At 51.4% G+C, this 20,249-nt stretch carries 19 protein-coding genes; 2 read left to right on the top strand and 17 right to left on the bottom strand.

The window, feature by feature from the left end:
* Nucleotides 1–19: 19 nt before the first annotated feature.
* The 7 genes from hrcA to gpr form a co-directional block, all read right to left on the bottom strand.
* Nucleotides 20–1,051, bottom strand: coding sequence for a heat-inducible transcriptional repressor HrcA (gene hrcA / locus ACAN56_RS13475; RefSeq protein WP_038595487.1), 1,032 nt, complete (start codon nt 1,049–1,051; stop codon nt 20–22).
* Between the two features lie 255 nt (nt 1,052–1,306).
* The gene (locus ACAN56_RS13470) at nt 1,307–1,798 is read right to left on the bottom strand and encodes an N-acetyltransferase (protein WP_052092669.1); all 492 of its coding nucleotides are present in this window, start codon (nt 1,796–1,798) and stop codon (nt 1,307–1,309) included.
* Nucleotides 1,799–1,890: 92 nt separating this feature from the next.
* Nucleotides 1,891–3,063 carry a radical SAM family heme chaperone HemW gene (gene hemW / locus ACAN56_RS13465; protein ID WP_038595488.1) on the bottom strand — a complete coding sequence of 391 codons (1,173 nt, stop codon included), beginning with the start codon at nt 3,061–3,063 and terminating at the stop codon, nt 1,891–1,893.
* Nucleotides 3,064–3,246: 183 nt separating this feature from the next.
* Nucleotides 3,247–5,061, bottom strand: coding sequence for a translation elongation factor 4 (lepA, locus tag ACAN56_RS13460; protein WP_038595489.1), 1,815 nt, complete (start codon nt 5,059–5,061; stop codon nt 3,247–3,249).
* Nucleotides 5,062–5,264: 203 nt separating this feature from the next.
* Nucleotides 5,265–5,759, bottom strand: a complete 495-nt coding sequence (locus ACAN56_RS13455) for a hypothetical protein (protein ID WP_340896919.1) — start codon at nt 5,757–5,759, stop codon at nt 5,265–5,267.
* 81 nt (nt 5,760–5,840) lie between these two features.
* Nucleotides 5,841–7,232 (bottom strand): stage II sporulation protein P, encoded by a 1,392-nt coding sequence (locus tag ACAN56_RS13450; protein ID WP_379143371.1) that lies wholly within the window; start codon nt 7,230–7,232, stop codon nt 5,841–5,843.
* 190 nt (nt 7,233–7,422) lie between these two features.
* On the bottom strand, nt 7,423–8,433 hold the full coding sequence (gpr, locus tag ACAN56_RS13445; RefSeq protein WP_038595493.1) for a GPR endopeptidase: 1,011 nt from the start codon (nt 8,431–8,433) through the stop codon (nt 7,423–7,425).
* Between the two features lie 272 nt (nt 8,434–8,705).
* On the opposite strand from gpr, the gene rpsT reads away from it, so the two are divergent.
* Entirely contained in the window at nt 8,706–8,978 is a 273-nt protein-coding gene (gene rpsT, locus ACAN56_RS13440; RefSeq protein ID WP_038595494.1) for a 30S ribosomal protein S20, read from the top strand.
* 182 nt (nt 8,979–9,160) lie between these two features.
* On the opposite strand, the gene holA is transcribed toward rpsT, so the two are convergent.
* From holA to ACAN56_RS13415, 5 genes are all read right to left on the bottom strand, one after another.
* Nucleotides 9,161–10,180, bottom strand: a complete 1,020-nt coding sequence (gene holA / locus ACAN56_RS13435; protein WP_379143368.1) for a DNA polymerase III subunit delta — start codon at nt 10,178–10,180, stop codon at nt 9,161–9,163.
* Nucleotides 10,181–10,506: 326 nt separating this feature from the next.
* Nucleotides 10,507–11,727 carry an anti-sigma factor family protein gene (locus ACAN56_RS13430; protein ID WP_379143366.1) on the bottom strand — a complete coding sequence of 407 codons (1,221 nt, stop codon included), beginning with the start codon at nt 11,725–11,727 and terminating at the stop codon, nt 10,507–10,509.
* A complete protein-coding gene (locus ACAN56_RS13425; RefSeq protein WP_038595503.1) occupies nt 11,724–12,275 on the bottom strand; it encodes an RNA polymerase sigma factor in 552 nt (183 codons plus the stop codon). Before ACAN56_RS13425 ends, ACAN56_RS13430 begins: the two co-directional genes overlap by 4 nt.
* 289 nt (nt 12,276–12,564) lie before the next feature.
* Entirely contained in the window at nt 12,565–12,798 is a 234-nt protein-coding gene (locus tag ACAN56_RS13420; RefSeq protein ID WP_038595504.1) for a hypothetical protein, read from the bottom strand.
* 168 nt (nt 12,799–12,966) lie between these two features.
* A complete protein-coding gene (locus ACAN56_RS13415) occupies nt 12,967–13,608 on the bottom strand; it encodes a bifunctional 2-keto-4-hydroxyglutarate aldolase/2-keto-3-deoxy-6-phosphogluconate aldolase (RefSeq protein WP_038595505.1) in 642 nt (213 codons plus the stop codon).
* A gap of 343 nt (nt 13,609–13,951) precedes the next feature.
* On the opposite strand from ACAN56_RS13415, the gene ACAN56_RS13410 reads away from it, so the two are divergent.
* Nucleotides 13,952–14,905: a sugar kinase gene (locus tag ACAN56_RS13410; RefSeq protein WP_038595506.1), complete on the top strand. Its 954-nt coding sequence runs from the start codon at nt 13,952–13,954 to the stop codon at nt 14,903–14,905.
* A gap of 132 nt (nt 14,906–15,037) precedes the next feature.
* Here the strand turns inward: ACAN56_RS13410 and ACAN56_RS13405 are convergent, their stop codons facing one another.
* The 5 genes from ACAN56_RS13405 to ACAN56_RS13385 form a co-directional block, all read right to left on the bottom strand.
* The gene (locus tag ACAN56_RS13405) at nt 15,038–16,057 is read right to left on the bottom strand and encodes a LacI family DNA-binding transcriptional regulator (RefSeq protein WP_379143361.1); all 1,020 of its coding nucleotides are present in this window, start codon (nt 16,055–16,057) and stop codon (nt 15,038–15,040) included.
* A gap of 165 nt (nt 16,058–16,222) precedes the next feature.
* Nucleotides 16,223–16,456, bottom strand: a complete 234-nt coding sequence (locus tag ACAN56_RS13400) for a hypothetical protein (RefSeq protein WP_379143359.1) — start codon at nt 16,454–16,456, stop codon at nt 16,223–16,225.
* A gap of 72 nt (nt 16,457–16,528) precedes the next feature.
* Nucleotides 16,529–16,735: an RNA polymerase sigma factor gene (locus ACAN56_RS13395; protein WP_379143357.1), complete on the bottom strand. Its 207-nt coding sequence runs from the start codon at nt 16,733–16,735 to the stop codon at nt 16,529–16,531.
* Between the two features lie 129 nt (nt 16,736–16,864).
* A complete protein-coding gene (locus tag ACAN56_RS13390; protein ID WP_379143355.1) occupies nt 16,865–19,534 on the bottom strand; it encodes a ComEC/Rec2 family competence protein in 2,670 nt (889 codons plus the stop codon).
* Nucleotides 19,535–19,646: 112 nt separating this feature from the next.
* Entirely contained in the window at nt 19,647–20,165 is a 519-nt protein-coding gene (locus tag ACAN56_RS13385; protein WP_038595511.1) for a deoxycytidylate deaminase, read from the bottom strand.
* Between the last annotated feature and the right edge of the window lie 84 nt (nt 20,166–20,249).

Raw genomic sequence — 20,249 nt, 5'->3', positions numbered from 1 at the left:
TTAATCTTTAACACTCTGTTCACTTATACCAGTGTGCCAGCATTGCTGTCAAATCCCGGGACAGAATCCCCAGTATGCCCATTACTCTTGCGTATTCCATCCGGGTCGGGCCAAGGATGCCGATGCTTCCCAGCGCCTTGCCGTCGAGCGAATAAGTAGCGGTAATCAGACTGCAATTGGCGAAGGCCTCATGCTTATTCTCGGTACCAATCCGCACCTGCATACCGGTTCCGCCGGATGCGGGGGCCAGCATTTTGAGCAGGGTCGGCGTTTCCTCCAGCAAATCCAGAATATTCTTGACCTTGTCGACGTCTTTGAACTCCGGCTGGGTCAGCATATTCGTCGCCCCGCTGAGATAAATGCGCTGTTCATGATCGCTTTCCAGCGCCGTGTCCAGTACTTTCATTAATTCTTCATAATGGGAGATGTGGCGCTGCATTTCCTCACCAAGCTCGGAATAGAGCTGGCTCTTCAGCTTATAGAGCGGTACGTTCACCAGCTTGCTGTTCAGCAGATTAACCACTTTCTCCATTTCGGAGAGGGAAATCTCTGGAGGGATCTGAACCGTACGGTTCTCGACCTGTCCGGTGCTTGTAACGATGATCGCCACGGCGTTGTTGCCATCGAGCGGAAGCAGCTGAAAATGGCGCAATGATGTATGAAAAACCTCCGGTCCCAGCAGGATGGAAGTATAATTCGTCATATTGGAAAGGATCATTGCCGCATGTTGGATTACCTGCTCCGTCGCATTCAGCTTCTCTGCGAAAAAAGCGCGGATCGTGCCCATTTCTGCCGACTCGGCGGAATTCCACGGCACCAAATGATCCACATAATAGCGGTAGCCTTTATGGGAAGGAATTCTCCCTGCCGATGTATGGGGCTGCTCGAGATATCCTAAATCCTCCAGGTCGGCCATTTCGTTGCGGATAGTAGCAGGACTATAACCTACATCCCCCCGTTTGGAAATGCTGCGCGAGCCCACTGGCTCAGCGGAAGATATATAATCATCAACGATAGCGTTAAGTATCATTCTCTGGCGTTCGGTTAACATGTAATTCCCTCCTATCGGCTGTGGCTCCGATTCGTTAGCACTCTGGTCAGATGAGTGCTAACCACTAATACAAAAATACCAAACTGACCTTGACATTGTCAAGTCAGTTCAGCATCTTGGGTGCAGTCATTATTCGACTCATTCCTGAATTCCCCGGAAAGTCTGCCGGTCACTTGCCACACCTTGCAGTGCAATCCAGGAATGAGTACTTAATATCAGCTTCTATATTTATGTTGCAGGCTACTTGCGGCCCGGTCAATTCAGCATCTTAAGCACAGCGATTTCGTCGCATGCATTCTGCTTCTTGCAGTTGACACAATCGGTCCATACCTTCTCTGGGAAGATTTCTTTCTCTACGACAGTGAAGCCGTTTCTGAGGAAAAAATCAACTGCATAGGTCAAGGCCATAATCTTCGGAATCCCCTGACGCCTTGCTTCTTCCGTCAGCTTCTCCAGAATCATTGAGCCTACTCCCTTGCCCTTACCCTCATCACGCAGACCGAGGGAACGAACCTCGACAAGATCATTGCCCAGTCTGAAAAGCGATCCGCAGCCGACAAATGTGCCGCCGATTTCAGCGATCACAAACTGATCAATCTGGCGGGCCAGCGCTTGCCTGGAACGGGGCAGCATGATACCGCTCTGAGCGTATTCTTCAATCATTAGAAACAGCGGCTCAACATCCTCCACTGTAGCATTTCTGCATATCACCTTCTGATCTCCTGCAGGAACCGAATGGCGGATCATTTCCGTTTTGACAAGCACTTTGACTCACCCCTCGTTGTTAATATGAATAAATATACAACAGAGTGAATTACAATTCAAGGGGTATTTTAAAATTAAACCTCTGTCAAAGCACCGACAAATTCACCAAATACATCATTCCCGAACAGGATTCCCTGCTTGCTCAGACGGTAGACATCCCCGTCCTGCTCAAGCAGCCCGGCATGCAGCATTTTATGCAGCGAGTCCGCAAAAACAGTCTCCAGCGATTTGCCGAACTGAGCCTTGAACGCCCGGTCCGACACGCCTTCACGCATGCGCAGACCGACCATCATGAAGTCCTCCATCGCCTCCTGTTCGGAGATCGGGAAGGAATCCAGCCGCGGCAGCCCGCTGCGCGAAGCCTCGATATACGGATTAACACCCTTAATATTCATATGCCGCTGCCGTTTCACATATCCATGCGCCCCCGCGCCCAGGCCGTAATAATCTTCATTGCGCCAGTACGTAATATTGTGGCGGCTTTCCATTCCCGGCTTGGCGAAGTTGCTGATCTCATATTGCGTGTAGCCCGCGGCCTCCATCGTTGACATCAGCAGCAGGTACATCTCCAGCTCATCCTCTTCACTTGGCAGCGGAAGCTTGTTCTTGTTAAACAGCGTGTGGAACAGCGTGTTCTCCTCCACCTTCAAGCTGTAGATGGAATAATGGGGCAGGTCCAGCTCCAGCGCCTTGCGGATGCTTTCTCTAAGCATATCCACCGTCTGGTTCGGCAATCCGAACATCAGGTCAACAGAGAGATTATCCAGTCCGACCGCGCGTGCATTTTCCAGGCTGCGGTACACGTCATCCACATTATGAATCCGTCCAATGCCGCTAAGCAGCTCATTCTGGAAAGCCTGGACACCAAAGCTAACCCGGTTGACTCCGCCTTCTTTCATTACCATTAGCTTATCCTTGTCCGTAGTACCGGGATTTGCCTCCATCGTGAACTCGATATTCTCATCCCACTGCGGGAAATGCTTGCGTACTGACTTCAGAAAGTAGGCCATTTCGTCCGGCTTCAGCACCGTCGGTGTTCCGCCGCCGACAAAGATCGTCTTGATGACACCCGGAGGGGTGTTCTTCACCGTCAGTTCCATCTCCCGGTCCAGGGCATGCAGATAGTCCATCACCGGCTGGTCCTTCAGAACATAGGAATTAAAATCACAATAAAAGCACTTGTTCGTGCAAAACGGGATATGAATATATACGGCCTCAGGGGGACGGCCATTGTTTTCTGTGTTCATAGCTGTCTCCTTACTATACTAAAGTCGTCAGCAAAGCTGACTTGATTGTGAAGAAATCTTGACGCCTTTATATTGGAAAGGCCTTGATTTACCATATATCTTTACTTCTCTTATCACAAAAGGGAAGCCTGACGGCTTCCCTTGCAGAGCGATCACTTGCCATTGACATCCTTTAAGACAGTTTTACTCGTCAATCTTCAGCACGGCCATGAACGCTTCCTGCGGCACCTCAACGCTGCCGACCTGCTTCATGCGTTTCTTGCCTTCCTTCTGCTTCTCCAGCAGCTTCCGCTTACGCGAGATGTCCCCGCCGTAGCATTTGGCAAGAACGTTCTTGCGCATCGCCTTAACGGTCTCACGGGCAACAACCTTCGTGCCGACAGAGGCCTGAATCGGCACCTCGAACATTTGCCGCGGGATGATGCCGCGCAGCTTCTCGCAAATGATCCGCCCGCGGTTGTACGCGCGGTCGCGGTGGACGATGAACGACAGGGCATCGACCTGCTCTCCGTTCAGGACAATGTCCATCTTCACCAGGTTGGACTGGCGGTAGCCGGAAATTTCATAATCGAAGGAAGCATAGCCCTTCGTGCCTGACTTAAGCTGGTCGAAGAAATCATATACGATTTCGGACAGCGGAATCTGATAAGTGATCGTCACCCGATTGGAATCGAGATACTCCATGTTGACGAATTCACCACGTTTGTTCTGGCACAATTCCATTACGGTACCCACGTAATCGTTCGGGACGATAATCGCGGCCTTAACGTACGGCTCTTCCACGTAATCAATAGTACCGATCTCCGGATAATGCGACGGATTATCGATTTGAAGCATTTCGCCGTTGGTCAGCATAATCCGGTAAATAACGCTCGGGGCTGTCGTAATCAGCGGCAGATTGAATTCACGCTCAATCCGCTCCTGAATAATCTCCATATGCAGCAGTCCGAGGAAGCCGCAGCGGAAGCCGAAACCGAGCGCGCTTGAGCTTTCCGGCTCAAAGCTGAGCGACGCATCATTAAGCTGGAGCTTCTCCAGCGCTTCGCGCAGGTCGTTGTAGTCCGATGTTTCGATCGGATATAGACCGCAATATACCATCGGATTGATCTTACGGTAACCAGGCAGCGGTTCCGGGGTTGGATTCTTGGCATCCGTCACCGTATCCCCGACACGGGTGTCGCCTACATGTTTGATTCCGGCTACGATAAAGCCGACATCGCCGATGTTAAGCTCATCGACAATGGTCATGCGCGGCATAAACGCCCCGACTTCGATAACCTCGAATACCTTCTCCGTTGCCATCATCTTGATCTTGGAACCGGTACGGATCTTTCCGTCCATAACACGTACATAGACGATAACGCCTTTGTACGGATCATAGTGAGAGTCAAAGATCAATGCCTTCAGCGGTTCTTCAGAGTTGCCGGTCGGTGCAGGAACCTGTTTGACGACCTGCTCCAGAATTTCCTTGATACCGATACCGGCTTTGGCAGAAGCAAGCACCGCTTCACTGGCATCCAGTCCGATCACATCCTCAATCTCCTGCTTAACCCGTTCCGGGTCGGCGCTTGGCAGATCGATTTTGTTGATAACCGGCAGAATCTCCAGGTTGTTGTCCAATGCCAGATACACGTTAGCCAGCGTTTGCGCTTCAATTCCTTGCGCCGCATCCACGACCAGCAATGCGCCTTCACAGGCGGCAAGGCTGCGGGAAACCTCATAGGTGAAATCGACGTGTCCCGGTGTGTCAATCAGGTTGAGCAAGTAATCCTGGCCGTCGTCAGCACGGTAGGTGAGACGCACAGCCTGCAGTTTAATTGTAATCCCGCGTTCGCGCTCCAGATCCATCTGGTCAAGCACCTGCTCTTGCATTTCGCGCGAGCTAAGTGCACCTGTATACTCAAGAATACGGTCAGCCAGTGTCGATTTACCATGGTCTATATGTGCAATAATCGAGAAATTGCGGATTTGTTGTTGTCTTTTCTGAACGTCAGTCATTCCTTACCCCCACAGACAGCCTAATGTTAATCCACTTATTATAACAGTACGCGCTTCCCCCATCAATCCCGTCCCCCGCAGGAAAATAAAGAAAAGACATCCGGTTGATGTCTTTTCATATAAGGCCTATGTTATAAAGGCTCTTCCTGGCCTTTTACAGCTGCAACGAATAAACATGATGCATTCTTCGTGCGGGGTGCCTGTCACTCTTCGACAGAGTCGAACAAGGAGACTACCCAGCGGATGCTTTTTTGCGAAGCCTGCTGCAGCAGGCCTGCCGTCTTATCCGCCAGCACATCCACTCCCCTGTTTTGCTCCTCCGGAATCAGAATCTGCTCCGGGGTCAGCGTGCTGTAATCCTTCACTTCCTGCTGCGGGAGCTGCTCGGTGCCATTAGGCACCGCAGTTTGCGTCTGGACCCCCGGAAGCACCGTGTAAGCACCTGTTGCCGGATCTATAGCCACAGGCACATAAACGTAGGCCTGCCCACCCTTAACGGCTCCCGCCCCTGTTCCCGTCACGGCGGAAGCTCCTGCTGCTTGTCCGGTCTGGGGGGTCCCGGATATTCCGTTCCAGCCCGGCAGCACCGCGGAGTTCTTAGCGACGCTGCTGCCAACTCCGCCAAACTGCATGCCAATCAATATGCCGATTCCCGCCCAAATTCCGACCATCGTCAGTTTTTTCCCGAACCGCGACATAGCTGTCACTCCCTTTTAATACTTGCTGATACTTGTTAATGCTTGCTGTAAAGCCCGCCCGATTTAATAGCGCTGTATGAATTAAGAAACGCCGCCTGTGCTTTTTGATCCCTGGACGCCCTCAGCTCCGCTTTCCTGCGTCTGCGTATCGGCGCTTTTGTCCGGGGCGGCAGCTTTTTCGGCGTCATGGCTGCTCCAGTACACATCGGCGATGGCATCGGCTAGAACGTCTGCTGTACGCTTCAGCTCCTCGGCAGTATTGTCAATTCCGCCAACCTCAATCAACACGCTGTTTGGTGAGAGACTCTGGTTATACTCCCCGTTGTTTCCGTTTCCGGACGACTTGCCCCAGATGCCCCGTGAGAGACCCGGATAGCTTTTCTCCAGCAGCTGATGAATCTCGTTGGCGAAAGCCTCATTTTTCTTCCAGTTCTTATTCGCATGGCCAAGAATGAAATAGACCTGGGCGTAGCTTTTGCCTCCGATCTCTGCAGTCGTTTTGCCATGGCGCTGTGAATCACGGTGTATATCGATCAGCTCAGTCATTTCCTGATTCCCGGCAAGCGCTGACTTAATAGTCATCCGTGAATATTTATAGGAAAAATTCCAGCTGTAATCCGGTACCTTCGTCGCGTAATCCTCCTGTGCATGCACCGTTCCAATTCCCCGCTTTTCCAGCCGCTTTGTTATATATGATCCTACCAGCATTACATTTTTGGAAGGCACGCCGGAGCTTGGATTGTCGCTTTGCACCCCCAGCAGAGGATTGTAAGCCTCGCGGGGATGGGAGTGGTAGACCAGAATGCGTTTAATTGATGTATCCTGCACATTCCCCCCGTTATCACCCGGGCTGCTGTTGCCCCCGTCTCCTCCGGTCTCGGGAGAGTCAGGCGTCACCGTAGCCTCAGGTTGCGGAGAAGCCTCTGTACCCGGGTTGTCTGTGTCTTCCGCCGGAGATGGTCCATGTTCATCCACCACACCCTCTGCGCCAGTCCCTGTTCTGCCGTCCGAGGCCAGCTCATCACTGCCCGGATGATAATCAGCCGGTGCTCCCGTAGCACCGCCTGAGCCTTTACGGAGCAGGAATGGATCATCCGCTGCCAGCCCCGGCACCTCACGCGAGAGCAGACTCTTCGGATCACCGGGATCGACGCTTGTCAGCAGACGGAACACGAAGGAGGTGACCTTTGGGCCCGAAAATGCCGAAGGCTCGTCCCCTTTAGGCAAATGCGGAACCTCCATGCCCAGAAGCTCCATAAAGAATCCGCTGGAAAGCGAAGCAGCCAATCCTTTCATAGAAGGAATGGGTGAAGAGTTCAGCTTCTGTCCGGCTAATCCACCGGCTCCAAGCAGCATGAAAAACACAAGTGAACCTCCGGCCAGCAGCAGCATTGTTCTCCCCAGCGACAGAACATCCAGCAGCTTTCCCCGCAGCCGGCCGATATTCCACAGCTGAAACCATTTTCTATTCATTATTGTTATGTCCTCCTCCAGCCCTCTGTAATCTCTTATATTTCAAATCTATGAGCCAGGGAGGAATACTAGAACCGAAAAAGAGATAAGTAGAAACAGCAGCGGTGGAATCTGCCAGCCGGTAACAGAAAAAAACCCGCACAGGCTTTGCCGTTCGGCAGCCGGTACGGGCTCTATATTCAGGTGAAAATTAATGCGTGTAGGCTCCGACATTGCCTGGATCCACGGCTTCATGCAATGCAGCATTCAGTCCGCTGGCAACGATATTGGCAATTTCCTCAATAAACTCATCGATTTCCTTAGGGGTAACAATCAGATCATGTCCCAGCGGCTCAAGCACTTCCTTGACCAGCGCAAGCCGCTCCTGCTCGGAGATATCATCCAGCATACCCATGATTTCTTTCGTATGGGCTGCCCCGTCTCCAACCTGTGCAAAGTGATTCTTCATCATCTCCAGCACATTATTGACGATGGTGGACGCATAACAAACGGTAGGAACGCCGATAGCAATGCAGGGAATCCCCAGAATCTCCTGAGTCAGTCCACGCCGTTTATTACCGATTCCCGAACCCGGATGAATCCCGATATCGGCAATTTGAATCGTCGTATTGATCCGCTCAAGTGAACGGGAGGCCAGGGCATCAATCGCAATAATGACATCCGGCTTCGTGCGGTCCACGATCCCTTGCACAACCTCGCTCGATTCAATGCCGGTCAGTCCGAGCACACCCGGGGCAATCGCACTCACATTACGGTAGCCGGGAGAGACCTGATCCGGAACCAATTCATAGAACTGTCTCGTAACCAGTGCGTTCTCCACCACCAGCGGGCCGAGCGAGTCCGGAGTTACATTCCAGTTGCCCAGTCCCACTATCAGCACGGAGGATTCTTTGTTGATTCCGATCCGGTTCAGGAACTGTTCAAATTCGCGGGCAAACACGGTGGATACCTTCTGCTGCAGACCGGTATCTCCGCCGCGAAGTGCCGGAACTTCCAGCGTCACATAATTTCCGATCGCACGCCCGATAGCCTGTGATCCTGCATTATTGGCTACTCCAAGCCGGGTTACCTTGATTCCGCCCTCTTCTTCCACCTCTTCATTCACACCGGGAATCGGCGTTTTTTGCGGTCCCTGGGCCATTTCCTTCGCCTCTACCGCCAAATCCGTACGTACCGAATACAGCTGAAGATCCAGTTCCATTGATAGTTCAGCCTCCTTATAATTTAATGAGCATTAGCTTTTGCTTTTTGTCGATAGTGTGCGAGAGATAGCTGTGGTTTATTCAGGGCAGCAAGGTTTAATTCAAATTCAAAATAGGTATAACATTTCGCATTAAGGTACTGAGAGGATCAGCTACATTGGAATGCGATTTTCAAAAGCTTTTAGTGTTGCTTTTTGCTAACGGTCATGCTAAACTATTTTAAGTTGTGAATCATATGATGATTTCGAATGTCTTCCAGGAGGTGAATGCAATGCCAAATATCAAATCCGCGGTTAAACGCGTCAAGACGACCGAAAAACGCCGTGCACTGAACGCTTCCCAGAAGTCCGCGCTTCGTACAGCTGTGAAAACTGCTGATGTAGCACTGACAGGAACGGAAGTTGAAACTGCTCAAGCTGCTTTCCAAGCTGCTTCCAAAAAGCTGGACAAGGCCGTAAGTAAAGGTCTGGTTCATAAAAATGCGGCTGCCCGCAAAAAATCCCGCTTGGCGAAGAAATTGAACGCTCTTAAGGCAGAAGCCTAAGCCAAGGGCGACATTCATAATGAGCATTCTAAGAACCTGACCGCTATGCTGCATACGGTTAGGTTTTTTTGTGCCCATTTACCTCTTTATAATAGTAGGAACTGCAAAAGCCTGCCCGGTGATATTACGCAACACGGGGCAGGCTTTTTTGCAGTATGTTCTATGAATGGTCTTGTTCCGGTTCAAGCGCCCAGCTGCAGCATAAACATCTCCAGCCCAAGCACCTTGTCTATAGCTCCTGTCTTCATCTTGTAATCCAAATCGGCCAGGGTGCTCAGAATACTCCGCAGGCGCTGGCTTTCAAATTTACGGGCCTGCTCACCAGCCAGCTTGACGGCATAGGGATGCAGTCCAATTTGCGAAGCAATCTGCCCCTGTGAGTAGCTCAGCGCGGACAAATCCTTAACCTGCAGAATGATCCGGAACTGCCGGGCGATCAGCGCGGCAATCTTGATCGGTTCCTCGCGCTGCTTCAGCAGCTCGTAAAGTGTATTAAGCGCCTTGTCGAGGCGTAAGTTCGCTATATCCTCCACCAGGGTGAACACATTCTGCTCAGTGCCGCGGTGTACCAGACTCTCCACTGCTGCGGCATCCACGGTTCCGCCCTGACCTGCGAACAAGCACAGCTTGTCCATCTCTGCAGACAAACCCTGGAGCCCTGTCCCGGCACTGGCCACCAGCGCCTCGGCTGTTCCAGACGCCGCGCTGCAGCCACGCTCACGGAAGCCCTTCTCCACCCAGCGCAGCAGCTCTTCCGCACCCAGCGGATTGAAGGCCAGAACCGTGCCTGCGGCCTTGGCCGCTTTGACGATTTTTTTACGTTCATCCAGCTTGTCATTATTGACCATAAATACGATTACACTGAATTCCGCCGGCTGCTGCATATAATCGCTAAGCAATTCTACACGATGCTCAATCTTTGCGTTCTCTTTCCCCGCCGTGAACAGGGAAGCATCTCTCACCAGCAGCAGCTTCCGCTCCACCATAAACGGCACAGTCTCCGCTTCTTCTATAACCGCCTGCACGGGCGTCTCCGAGAGATCGAAGGGAATCACTGCAAAGTCACGGTCCTCTTTGGCAATCAGATGCTCCTCCAGAAAGGCCGCAAATTCATTCATCCGGAACTTCTCACTGCCATACAAAACATACAGCGGTGAAATATTCCCCTGCTTGATGTCCTTGGCCGCCGTTTTGGCATCCATCCCGCCACTTCCTTTTCCATTGCATTCCTCAAAGCTTTGTATGAATCCAATCCATTTTTATATTTTAACAAAAAAGCAGCTATAAACATAGGCGTCTTTCCCTCTATCCGTCCAAGCTTCCTGCAGCATGACATGCAAAAACGGAGCAACTTCGGCAGCGTTGACCAAAGTTGCTCCGTTTCAGCGGCGCATCTATATAAACGACGGAAGGAAAAGCTCTAGAAACTTCCCTTCCGACGGTCATACCGATGAAACTCGCAATCCTGAAATTCCTGTCCTCTTACCATAGCATATTCCACTAGCTCTCAAAAAGTTCCACTCTGCAATTATTTATTGGACGTTGCCGCGTCCGGGGTAACAGCAGGTGAAGCTACCGGCGTAGGCTCCGGTGATGCTGCCGGTGAGGCAGAGACACCGGCTTCAGGAACTGTATATACATTGGCTACTTCAGCGCCGTTCTGCTCGGTCACATAGGAGAACTGCAGTCCGTCCGCCGACCAGTTACCGGAAACCCACGCTCCTTCCAGTGGAAGTGAGGTCAGGACCGTCCTTTCCTGCTCTGGTCCGTTTGAAGGAAGCTTATAAATTACCAGCTGCTGTTCGGCCAGTTCAGCTGTGTAGAGACCATCGGGTGAGGTCCACGAAGCTTGGGCTTTGAGAGCAGAAAAGCCCATATTTCTATCTTCCCCCGCCCCGGGCTCATGGGAGGCATCCAGAAACTCCCGGCTGTCGGCTGCTGCCGGATCCCCGCCTTCGTCCAATTCCATGTTATTGCTGCTTTTGGAGTCCATATCCGCAGCCCCGGGTGCCGGAGTTGCTGTTCCGGTAGTGACCTTCCTGCTTGAAGTCCGCTTATCTGATCCAGACTTTTTGGTCATGGCAGGAGCTTTATCCGTTGCTTCTGCGGTTGGAGCAGCAGCAGTCTCTGCCGGTGCGGCACTACCGCCGGTATTCTGGCCCCCGCCAGCGGAAGTAGGATCCACTTTCTCGGAGTTCTCCAACTCTTGCTTGCTCTCGCCCGGTGCAGCATCCTCCTCAGCGGAATCCGTAGCTGCCGAGGACATTATGCTCAGGGCATCATTGCCGGCGTTGTTCTCAGCTGTCTGTTGTAGCGATTGCTCCACATCCGCCGTCGGCATGCTGCCCGGCATATTAAACATAGCAATAAGCAGGATAACCGCTGCCGCAGCAGCTCCTATGCCTGTCCGCGCTGCCAGGGAAGCTCCCTTGGAAGCTTTGCCATGGGTGCTCTTGCGGGAAAAAGGCACGACCTTTGGATCTTCTTCAGGGCTTACCGCATCTGCGCTTTTCCCCTGGATGTTTAGGTCCAGTTGATCAAGCTGAGGCAGGATTGAGTCAACCAGACTGAATGGGGGTTTCACGTCCGGCAGCTGCTCCAGTTGCTGGGAGAGCATCTTCAGCCGGTCAAAGACTTCCGCGCAGGAAGAACAATCATCAATATGACGGAACATTTCAATCATCTCGTCCTGACTGAGATCATGATCCAAATAGCGGTGCATCCATTCCATCACCTCCGCGCATTTCATCCTGATACACCACCTTTCTGGTACTCCTGAAGTCTATTCTGCAGCTGCTGCCTTGCCCGGAACAGGTAAGATTTCACTGTATTCAAAGGCAAATCCAAACAGTCTGCTATCTCGTTGTAAGAAAAATCCTGCAAATATCGCAGTACAATTACGGTGCGGTGATGCTCAGGGAGTTGGTCAATCGCTTCACGGATATCCTCCTGCAAATAGGCGGACATCACTTCGCGCTCCACATTATGTTTATTGTCCTGAAACACCATTTCGTGTTCATCAATTGAAACTGTAGGTTTTGTTCTCCTGAATTTGTCGATGCAAATGTTGGTAACGATCCGCTGAACCCATGTTTTGAACTGTGCCTTCTCTTCATATGAACCAATTTTGGTATACACTCTGATGAGTGCCTCCTGTGATGCATCCAGAGCGTCCTGTTCATTATGCAGAATATAGAAGGCTGTTTTATATACATGTCCCTCAATTTCTCGCAATAGGGTGATTAGAGCGTCGCGATCGCCCGCTTGAGCGGCTCTGATGAGTCCCTGCTCCACCACGAAGGTTCCCCCTCTCTATGCAATCTTACTGACGCGCAAGACTGCGGATTTGTTGCAAGCCTGTAATCATTATTTTTAGGATACCAAACTTTGTTTATTACGTCTTTCCGGCCGCAAGGGTTTCAGCCCTTAGCTTCCACCGGAACGGTCTATAATCCTTACTAAGCATACAGGGGAAGCACTGAATCTTCAAATACTCTTTTATAGAAGTTCGTTACAAAATTGAAACAAAATAGCCCCACGGAGTGGGGCTGACGGCTAAATCTATGTATTTGGCAATCATTACATCCTATTTATACAAGACAGTTTGGCACAGCATTAAAATGGAATAGTTGTCTTTCTGCTCATCATCCACAATATAGATTTCACCGCCCACAAAAAGCTGCGGGTTGTTGTAGTTTCGCTCCAGCCTGTAAATCCGGCCCACCGTCACCTTGCAGCCATGCTTGCTACATTTAATACAGACATACTGCGCGTCATCCTCAGTAGCTGGGCTTAGCAGCTTATTGTTATAGGCAGACATCCAACTCACTCCCGGCAAACTAAATTATAACGCCGCTCTCTACTCTACAGTTTATTGTTTTTGTCCCTGTTCTATACAATGAAGCTTTGAAAAGAACGACAAAAGCCGTCCGGCCGGCAAGTACCCGGTCGAACGGCTTCTGTTTTGTACCATTTGGGATTTCAAGGTTTATACGCCCTTGATCTCCTTGAACTTGGCTACATACTGGGCAGCCAGCTCGGTGATTTGATCATAGCGGCCATGCTTGGCGGGGGCGGTAAGGTTGCCGCCAATGCCTACAGCGATGCAGCCGTTTGCAATCCATTTCTCCATATTGTTCAGATCCACGCCGCCTGTCGGCATGATGTTGACATGCGGCATCGGACCTTTGACCGCTTTGATATAATCCGGTCCAAATGCACTGCCCGGGAACAGCTTCAGAACATCCACACCCAGCTTGAGCGCTTCCTTCATTTCATTCAGCGTCAAGCAACCCGGCATGTAGGGAATCCCATATAGATTACACATCTTCGCCGTCTCTTCTTCAAAGGAAGGGCTGACCACAAATTCCGAGCCTGCCAGAATAGCAATTCTTGCGGTAAGCGGGTCGAGCACCGTGCCTGCACCAATCACAGCACGGCCTCCAAAATCGGCTACCAGCCGTTTAATTGCCACATCGGCATCCGGTGTAGTAAAGGTTACCTCAATGTTGTTCAGTCCGCCTTCAATACAGGCGGCAGACATCCGGTAAGCATCATCGGCATTGTCCGCACGGATAACGGCAACTACGCCAACGGATGTGATGTTTTGCAATACTTTTATTTTCTTCATCGGTTAACTCCCTTTCTTCATTCGAATATAGGATGTAAGAAATACTTCTTTAGATAAATTAATTTATCTAATTTACTAACATCAGCTCAAAACCTTATATGAAAATAGTAATAACAATGCTGTCTACAGTCAATATATATTTATGTGAATAACGAATTAATTCTTTGACTCAGTCACAAAATGCTTATAAATAAAGGATTTATGTAATATACAATATTAAATTCTATACACAGGCTACGATGAAAGCGTAATAACTTATTGTACAAAACCGATTTATATGATAATTTCAAATTACAAATCATTTATACAGGGCTTAGATCATTACCCTGAGGAGGAATTATCCATGAGCAAACCATTAAACGCAGTCACATTCGGGGAACCGATGGCGATGTTTTATGCTAATGAGGCCGGACCGCTGCATGAGGCCACTTCATTCTCCAAGGCGCTCGCCGGGGCAGAGAGCAATGTGGCGACCGGGTTGTCGCGCCTGGAACACAAGACCGGCTATGTCACCAAGCTTGGTGAAGACAACTTCGGCCAGTTCATTGCCTTGGCGCTGGAGAAAGAGGGGATTGATACAAAGAGTATTACGTACACCAAGGAATTCCCGACCGGTATGCTAATCAAATCCAAGGTACTGACCGGTGATCCGAAAGTGGAGTATTTCCGCAAAAATTCCGCAGCCTCCAAGCTGAGTCTGGCCGACTTCAATGAAGAATATTTCGCCTCCGCCGGTCACCTGCATGTCACCAGCATCTCATCTGCACTTTCAAAGACCTGTCATGAGTTCTCCCTGCATGCCATGGAATTTATGAAAAAGAGCGGAAAAACCGTCTCTCTTGACCCCAATCTGCGCCCCACACTATGGCCGGACAAGGAGACTATGGTTAGAACGATCAACGACTTGGCGACACGTTGTGACTGGTTCCTGCCAGGGCTTGGGGAAGGCAAGATTCTGACCGGACTGGACACACCGGAGGATATTGCCGGCTACTACCTGGATCGGGGCGTATCTCTGGTCGTGATCAAGCTGGGACCTGAAGGTGCATATTACAAAACCTCCGGTGGAGAAGAAGGTTATGTCGATGGCTTTAAGGTAGAAAAGGTTATTGATACCGTAGGTGCAGGTGACGGCTTCGCCGTCGGCGTAATCAGCGCGCTGCTGGAGCAGCTGCCGGTAGGGGAAGCAGTGAAGCGAGGCAATGCCATCGGCGCTTTGGCTGTAATGTCGCCAGGTGATATGGACGGACTGCCTACACGGCACGGGCTGGAAAAGTTTATGAACGCCAGCGTGTAATTAGGCAAATACCCACTGACTGTAAAAATAACTGAATGAAAAGCCCTACACAGTTTTAAAGGGATTGTGTAGGGCTTTTCATTGTGAGGCTGCACAGATCAGATTGTGATTAACAATGCTTTATAAACCGTTTTATTTAGCCGGTGCCTGTACGGACTGCCCCTGCTGGAGTGCGGGAGGAAACCGGTAGGTGATCGGAACGGAAGCATCCTCGTTCTCAATTAAAGACAGCATGATTTTGGCTGCCTGCATCCCCATCTCATAGGCCGGCTGCCGGATGGTCGTGATATCCGGGTTATAAATCCGTGCAAACTCGGCATCGTCAATGCCGATGACGGACAACCGGCCGGGAATGGCAATGGAGTGGCGGTTGGCGTACTTGAGAATTTCCCCAAGCACAAGATCATTGGCTGCAAGCAGCGCTGTCGGCGGCTGCGGCAGAGCGAGCAGCGCATCCAGGGCCGAAGCGATTTCTTCCCTTGGGACGCTGCGCATATACTGTTCGTTCAGCGCCAGCCCTGCATCCTCCATCGCTTTCCTGAAGCCGCTCATCCGTTCCCTGCGCGGCGTAATGGCATGCTCACCGAGCGGCAGCGAGAGCAGGGCTATCGCCTCATGGCCATGCCGCACCAGCTCCTTGACTGCAGTCTTCACCGCCATTTCGTTATCCAGCAGCAGGCTTTGCGTAGTGACCCCTTCCACCAGCCGGTCCATAAATACGAGCGGGTAATGGGCTTCAATAAGCCGGGTATAGACGGAAGGATTGTCTCCTGTCGGGAAGATGATGAGGCCGTCCACCTGGCGGGCCACCAGCGTCTCCACGTAAGTATTTTCCTTATCGGCATTCTCGTCGGCATTACAGATAATGACTTGTATCCCGTGGCGCTGCAGCTCATTCTCAATTGCCCTGATGCATTGTATCGACAGCGAATAATCTATATTGGCCACAATGACACCGACCATAAACGTGCGATTCTGCTTCAGGCTGCGGGCCAGCCCGTTCGGCTGATAATTCAGCTCTTCAATGACGGCAGCAATCCGGTTTTTGGTCGCCTCGCTCATATATTTAAACCGTTTATTCAAAAATTGCGAGACCGTGCTTTTCGACACTCCCGCCTTTTGGGCAACATCCTCAATTGTCAGCTTCTTCATCTTTTCCGCTCCACTCTTCCTCATAGAAAAAATACTTGTTATTCACGAACAGTCAGAGAGCAGCAGCAAAAAAGCTGTACTTTCTGATATTATCAAAAAGTATAGCTTTTTTTTAGTAAATTATCTAGTAATCGATCAGAGCAGAAAGATGAAGAAGATAAATATTCATTTCCAGGGGTCCATATTCAACCCATATTCTTGTTCCCACCAATCAAATAACCAATGCTCTCCAATCGGCAAGGTGATTTCTGTTGACCGTTTCTCGCCCTGCACTTCATAATGCGCGGTCAATATTAATCTCTTCTTTAACGTATTGATGTTGCTATCCGTAAAAGATGTGTTTATTTTGGCATCTGTAACTTGTTCATCCACGCTGATGGTGCCTTCCAGAATCTGCACCTTGCCTGTCTCGATATCATAAAGCTTATTGTGGGCAACAAACCAATACCCCGAACAGCAGGATTGCGGGATTTATCTCAGCGTCGAGCGGCCGCGATATTTGCCTATATTTCGATAGGCTTTCAAGAAGACCTCCTGACTGATATCATCCGCCTGCTCGCGGCTGCCTGTCAGAAAAAAAGCATAGTGCCAGACATCGGAGCCATAACTCTCCATCATTTCCCGCAGCGTCATTGACGGTGTACACGCCATTGTATAGGACAATTTCTCGCTGTGCATCTTTGTTATCACCTCTCGCACAATAAGACTCTCCAGCGCACAAATGGTTCCATCATTTTCCTCTAAAATTAATAATTTGCCGCCGTTTGCCTTTATCCCTTTATAAGCCCCTCCTTAAAAGCAGGAAAATCATCGTTTCTCCTTCTCCGGTGTTGGCTGTTCCTCCTGCTCTACCCTAAGCTTACGGCGAACTGCAATCCCCTCCTGTTGCACCTTCAATTGAACTTCCCCATGCAAATCAGTCCGGTACACCGCAGTATTCGATTCCGCCAAACGTTGCAATACGTCGCCGTTCGGATGTCCGTACAGATTATTGACACCTGCTGAAACCACAGCAAAAGCCGGCCTCCAGAATTCCAGCCATTCAGCTCCGGTCGCAGTCTTGCTTCCGTGGTGGGCAACCTTTAGTACATCGATCTTCGCGCCGCTGTCTAGTCCAGTCTGTTCTACTGCCAGAATTACCGCCTGCTCCGACGCTTTATCCATATCTCCGGTAAACAAAAAATTACGTCCGTTCATCTCCAGACGAAACACCACCGATTCGTGGTTCTGGTCTTCCACTGCCGGAAGTACGGACTGCCCGTCAGTTTGCTGCGGCTCCGGCCACAGAAAAAACAGCTTCGTCTGATCATCCGGAGCCAGTGTCAGCCCCTGCTGCACAGCGTAAAGCCGGGCCTTCTTCGCAATAGCGGTCCTCATCAGCTTCCTGTAAGGCTCACGCTCAGCCAGCGTGCCATTGAACAGTACAGCCGACACGGGCATTCCCTCCAGCACTGCCTGCAGTCCCCCGGCATGATCCTGATCACCATGCGTCAAAATAACGGCGTCCAGGCGGTGGATGCCGCGCTGCTTCAGCAACGGGAGCAATGTCTTCGCTCCAACTTCAAAGGGATCACGGCGGATGCGCCATTCCTCCTTGTTCCCAAAGCTCAACGTACCTCCTCCGTCGACAAGAATATGCGCCCCGCCGGGGGTTGTTATCAGGATGCTGTCACCTTGCCCGACATCCAGATAACTGATGGCTCCCGCACCCTCAAGGCTCACTGCATGGTAGCCCCTGTAGAGCAGCAGCAACAGCCCGGCAGCACATATCAGAACCGCAGATCCGGCCAGTCCCATTCGGCCCCGGGACTGGAAGGATAACGCCAGGGCATCGCGTTCCCGGCTTCTTCCTTTGCCTTTGCCGTTGCCTTCCGGGGCCATTTCGGCCAGCGGCCTGGTTTCATCCTCCATATATTGCGGAACCTCCCGTGCATGTGCCCCTGCCCGCTGTTTCAAGGCGTACAGCAGCCCATACAGCAGGAGGTAATAGCCGCAAATCCACAGCAGTGTAGGTGAGCGCCAGATCAGCACCCCGCCGGAGAATCCGTTAACCCATTCCACCGCTCCAAAAGTGGCATTATTCAGCAGTTCGGCAGCATCTGCGACCACACCTGCACCAGCTTCCCAGAACCAGCCCAGCAGGAGAGCCAATGTTCCCAGCGGCAGTACCAAAAAAGTGATGAAGGGCACCAGCACCAGATTTGCAGCAAAGGACAGCAGCGAAAACTGGTTAAAGTAATAAATCGTCAGGGGAAAGGAAACCAGCTGGGCGATCAGGGTTACCGATATGGAACTTCCCAGCCAGCTCGGCAGACGCCTCATCAAAGGGTTGGCAAGCGGCACATAGACCATCAAACCTGCCGTCACCAGAAATGACAGCTGGAAGCTGACACTCAGCAGCAAATACGGGTTCCAGACCAGCATAATGAGTGCCGCAGCGGCTAGAATATTCAGTCCGTCCTTGAGCATCCCAAGCCGCGCGGCAAGGAGCGCGATCATGCCCATCAGTCCCGCCCGCACAATTGACGGTCCTGCCCCGGATAACAGCACATATACAGGAACCAGAAGTAGCGTGACAGTCAGCGCCGTTTCTCTTGTTACCCGGCAATGCCTGAGAATAAATAAAAGCACTGCAACATACACCGCCACATGCATGCCTGATATCGCCAGAATATGGGTCAATCCCAGCTGTGAGAACTGCCGGAAGGTCTCCGGGTCCAGGTCGTCCTGGATTCCGATCACCAGCCCTTTCATATATCCCGAATGCCGGTCCTGGAACAAGCGGTCCATTTCAGCTCCAAGCACAAGACGCGCCGCATCATTCCAGCGCAGCAGGGTTGAAGCTCCCCAAGACTCTGGAGGCGTAGCCTCCACGCTTCCGGCCCCGCTTCCTTTCAGGAGCCAGTGGATTCTTTGGGTATGAAGATAAGCACGGTAATCGAAGCCTCCAAAGTTACGTGCCTCCGCCGGCAGTACCAGTTCACCCGCCAGCATCACCTGGTCTCCTCTTGCCCAATTGGCGGCCACGGCAATTTCCGCTTCAGCTTGGAGTTTGATCTGAACAGCGACAAGCTCCCCCTTCACCTGTGCTGCAGTCTGCCCTGCTGCATTGCTCCGTATCTGTGACAGCTTCAGCGTAAAATCCACCCGGTCCCCGTCCCGTTCCACAGGAGACACAATCATGCCTTCGGCTTCCACATTACTCTCCTGCAGCTCTGCCGGTTGCGATGCAAGCGTTTCTGGCAGCTGACTGACATTGCGGCCTGCATTCCACTCCCAATACAGGGCGGCGACAGCAAGTGATATTCCGAATACAGCAAGCTGCTTCCAGCCCAATCTCCCACAGGCCGCATAGATCGCGAGCAGCAGCAGACAGCCTGCCCACAGAATCAGCAGCTTGTAGCCCGAGAACAGGCAGGCTGCAGCACTTCCTGTGATCCAGCAGACTGTAAACCCTAACAACGGCCTTCCCTTCATTTCTTTCCCTCCTTCTGAACTGACCAGACAACAAAAAGAACCCCAATATACGCGTACATCCGCGCATACAGAGGTTCTTCCCCTTTACTCATTTAATTTCGCATGGATTCTGTTACTCCGAGACGGTGATCATCGTTTCTGCCGGCGGCTCATAATTCTCCAATTGGCGGAAAATGATCCCTTTGGTGGTCAGCATATTCTCTACCTTCTCCATATCCTTGCGGTATGGGCGCAAATAGACAATCTCCACAATACCGCTGTTGGCCAGCATGTTGGCGCAGGTCCAGCAAGGCTCATCGGTGACGTAGACCGTACTTCCTTCCCGGTCGCTCCGGTCGGTGAACAGCAGCAGATTCTGCTCGGCATGAATCGTGCGGATGCAGCGCTGCTTCTTCACCATCGTTTCCACACCGTCTACGATCTCCCGCTCATATTGTTCGGAGACCATGCAGCCCGCCTCCGAGCAGTCAGGAACTCCCATGGGCGCTCCGTTATACGCGGTACCCAGCAGTTTCTTGCCCTGCACCAGCACAGCACCGACATGGCGGCGGTTGCAACGCGAACGTGTAGAAACCATGCAGGCAATATCCATAAAATATGTATCCCAGTTTTTGCGATAGGCCACACTCATCAGTAATCTCCGCTTTCTCTTCAATAGTTGTTCACTATTGTAGCATATTGCAGCTTGCTTTCACTAGGAGAACAGTCTCCTCAT

The organism is Paenibacillus paludis (assembly GCF_042610515.1).
In the GTDB taxonomy this organism is placed as follows: Bacteria; Bacillota; Bacilli; order Paenibacillales; family Paenibacillaceae; genus Paenibacillus_AQ.
This window is presented reverse-complemented; position numbering and strand designations above follow the sequence as displayed.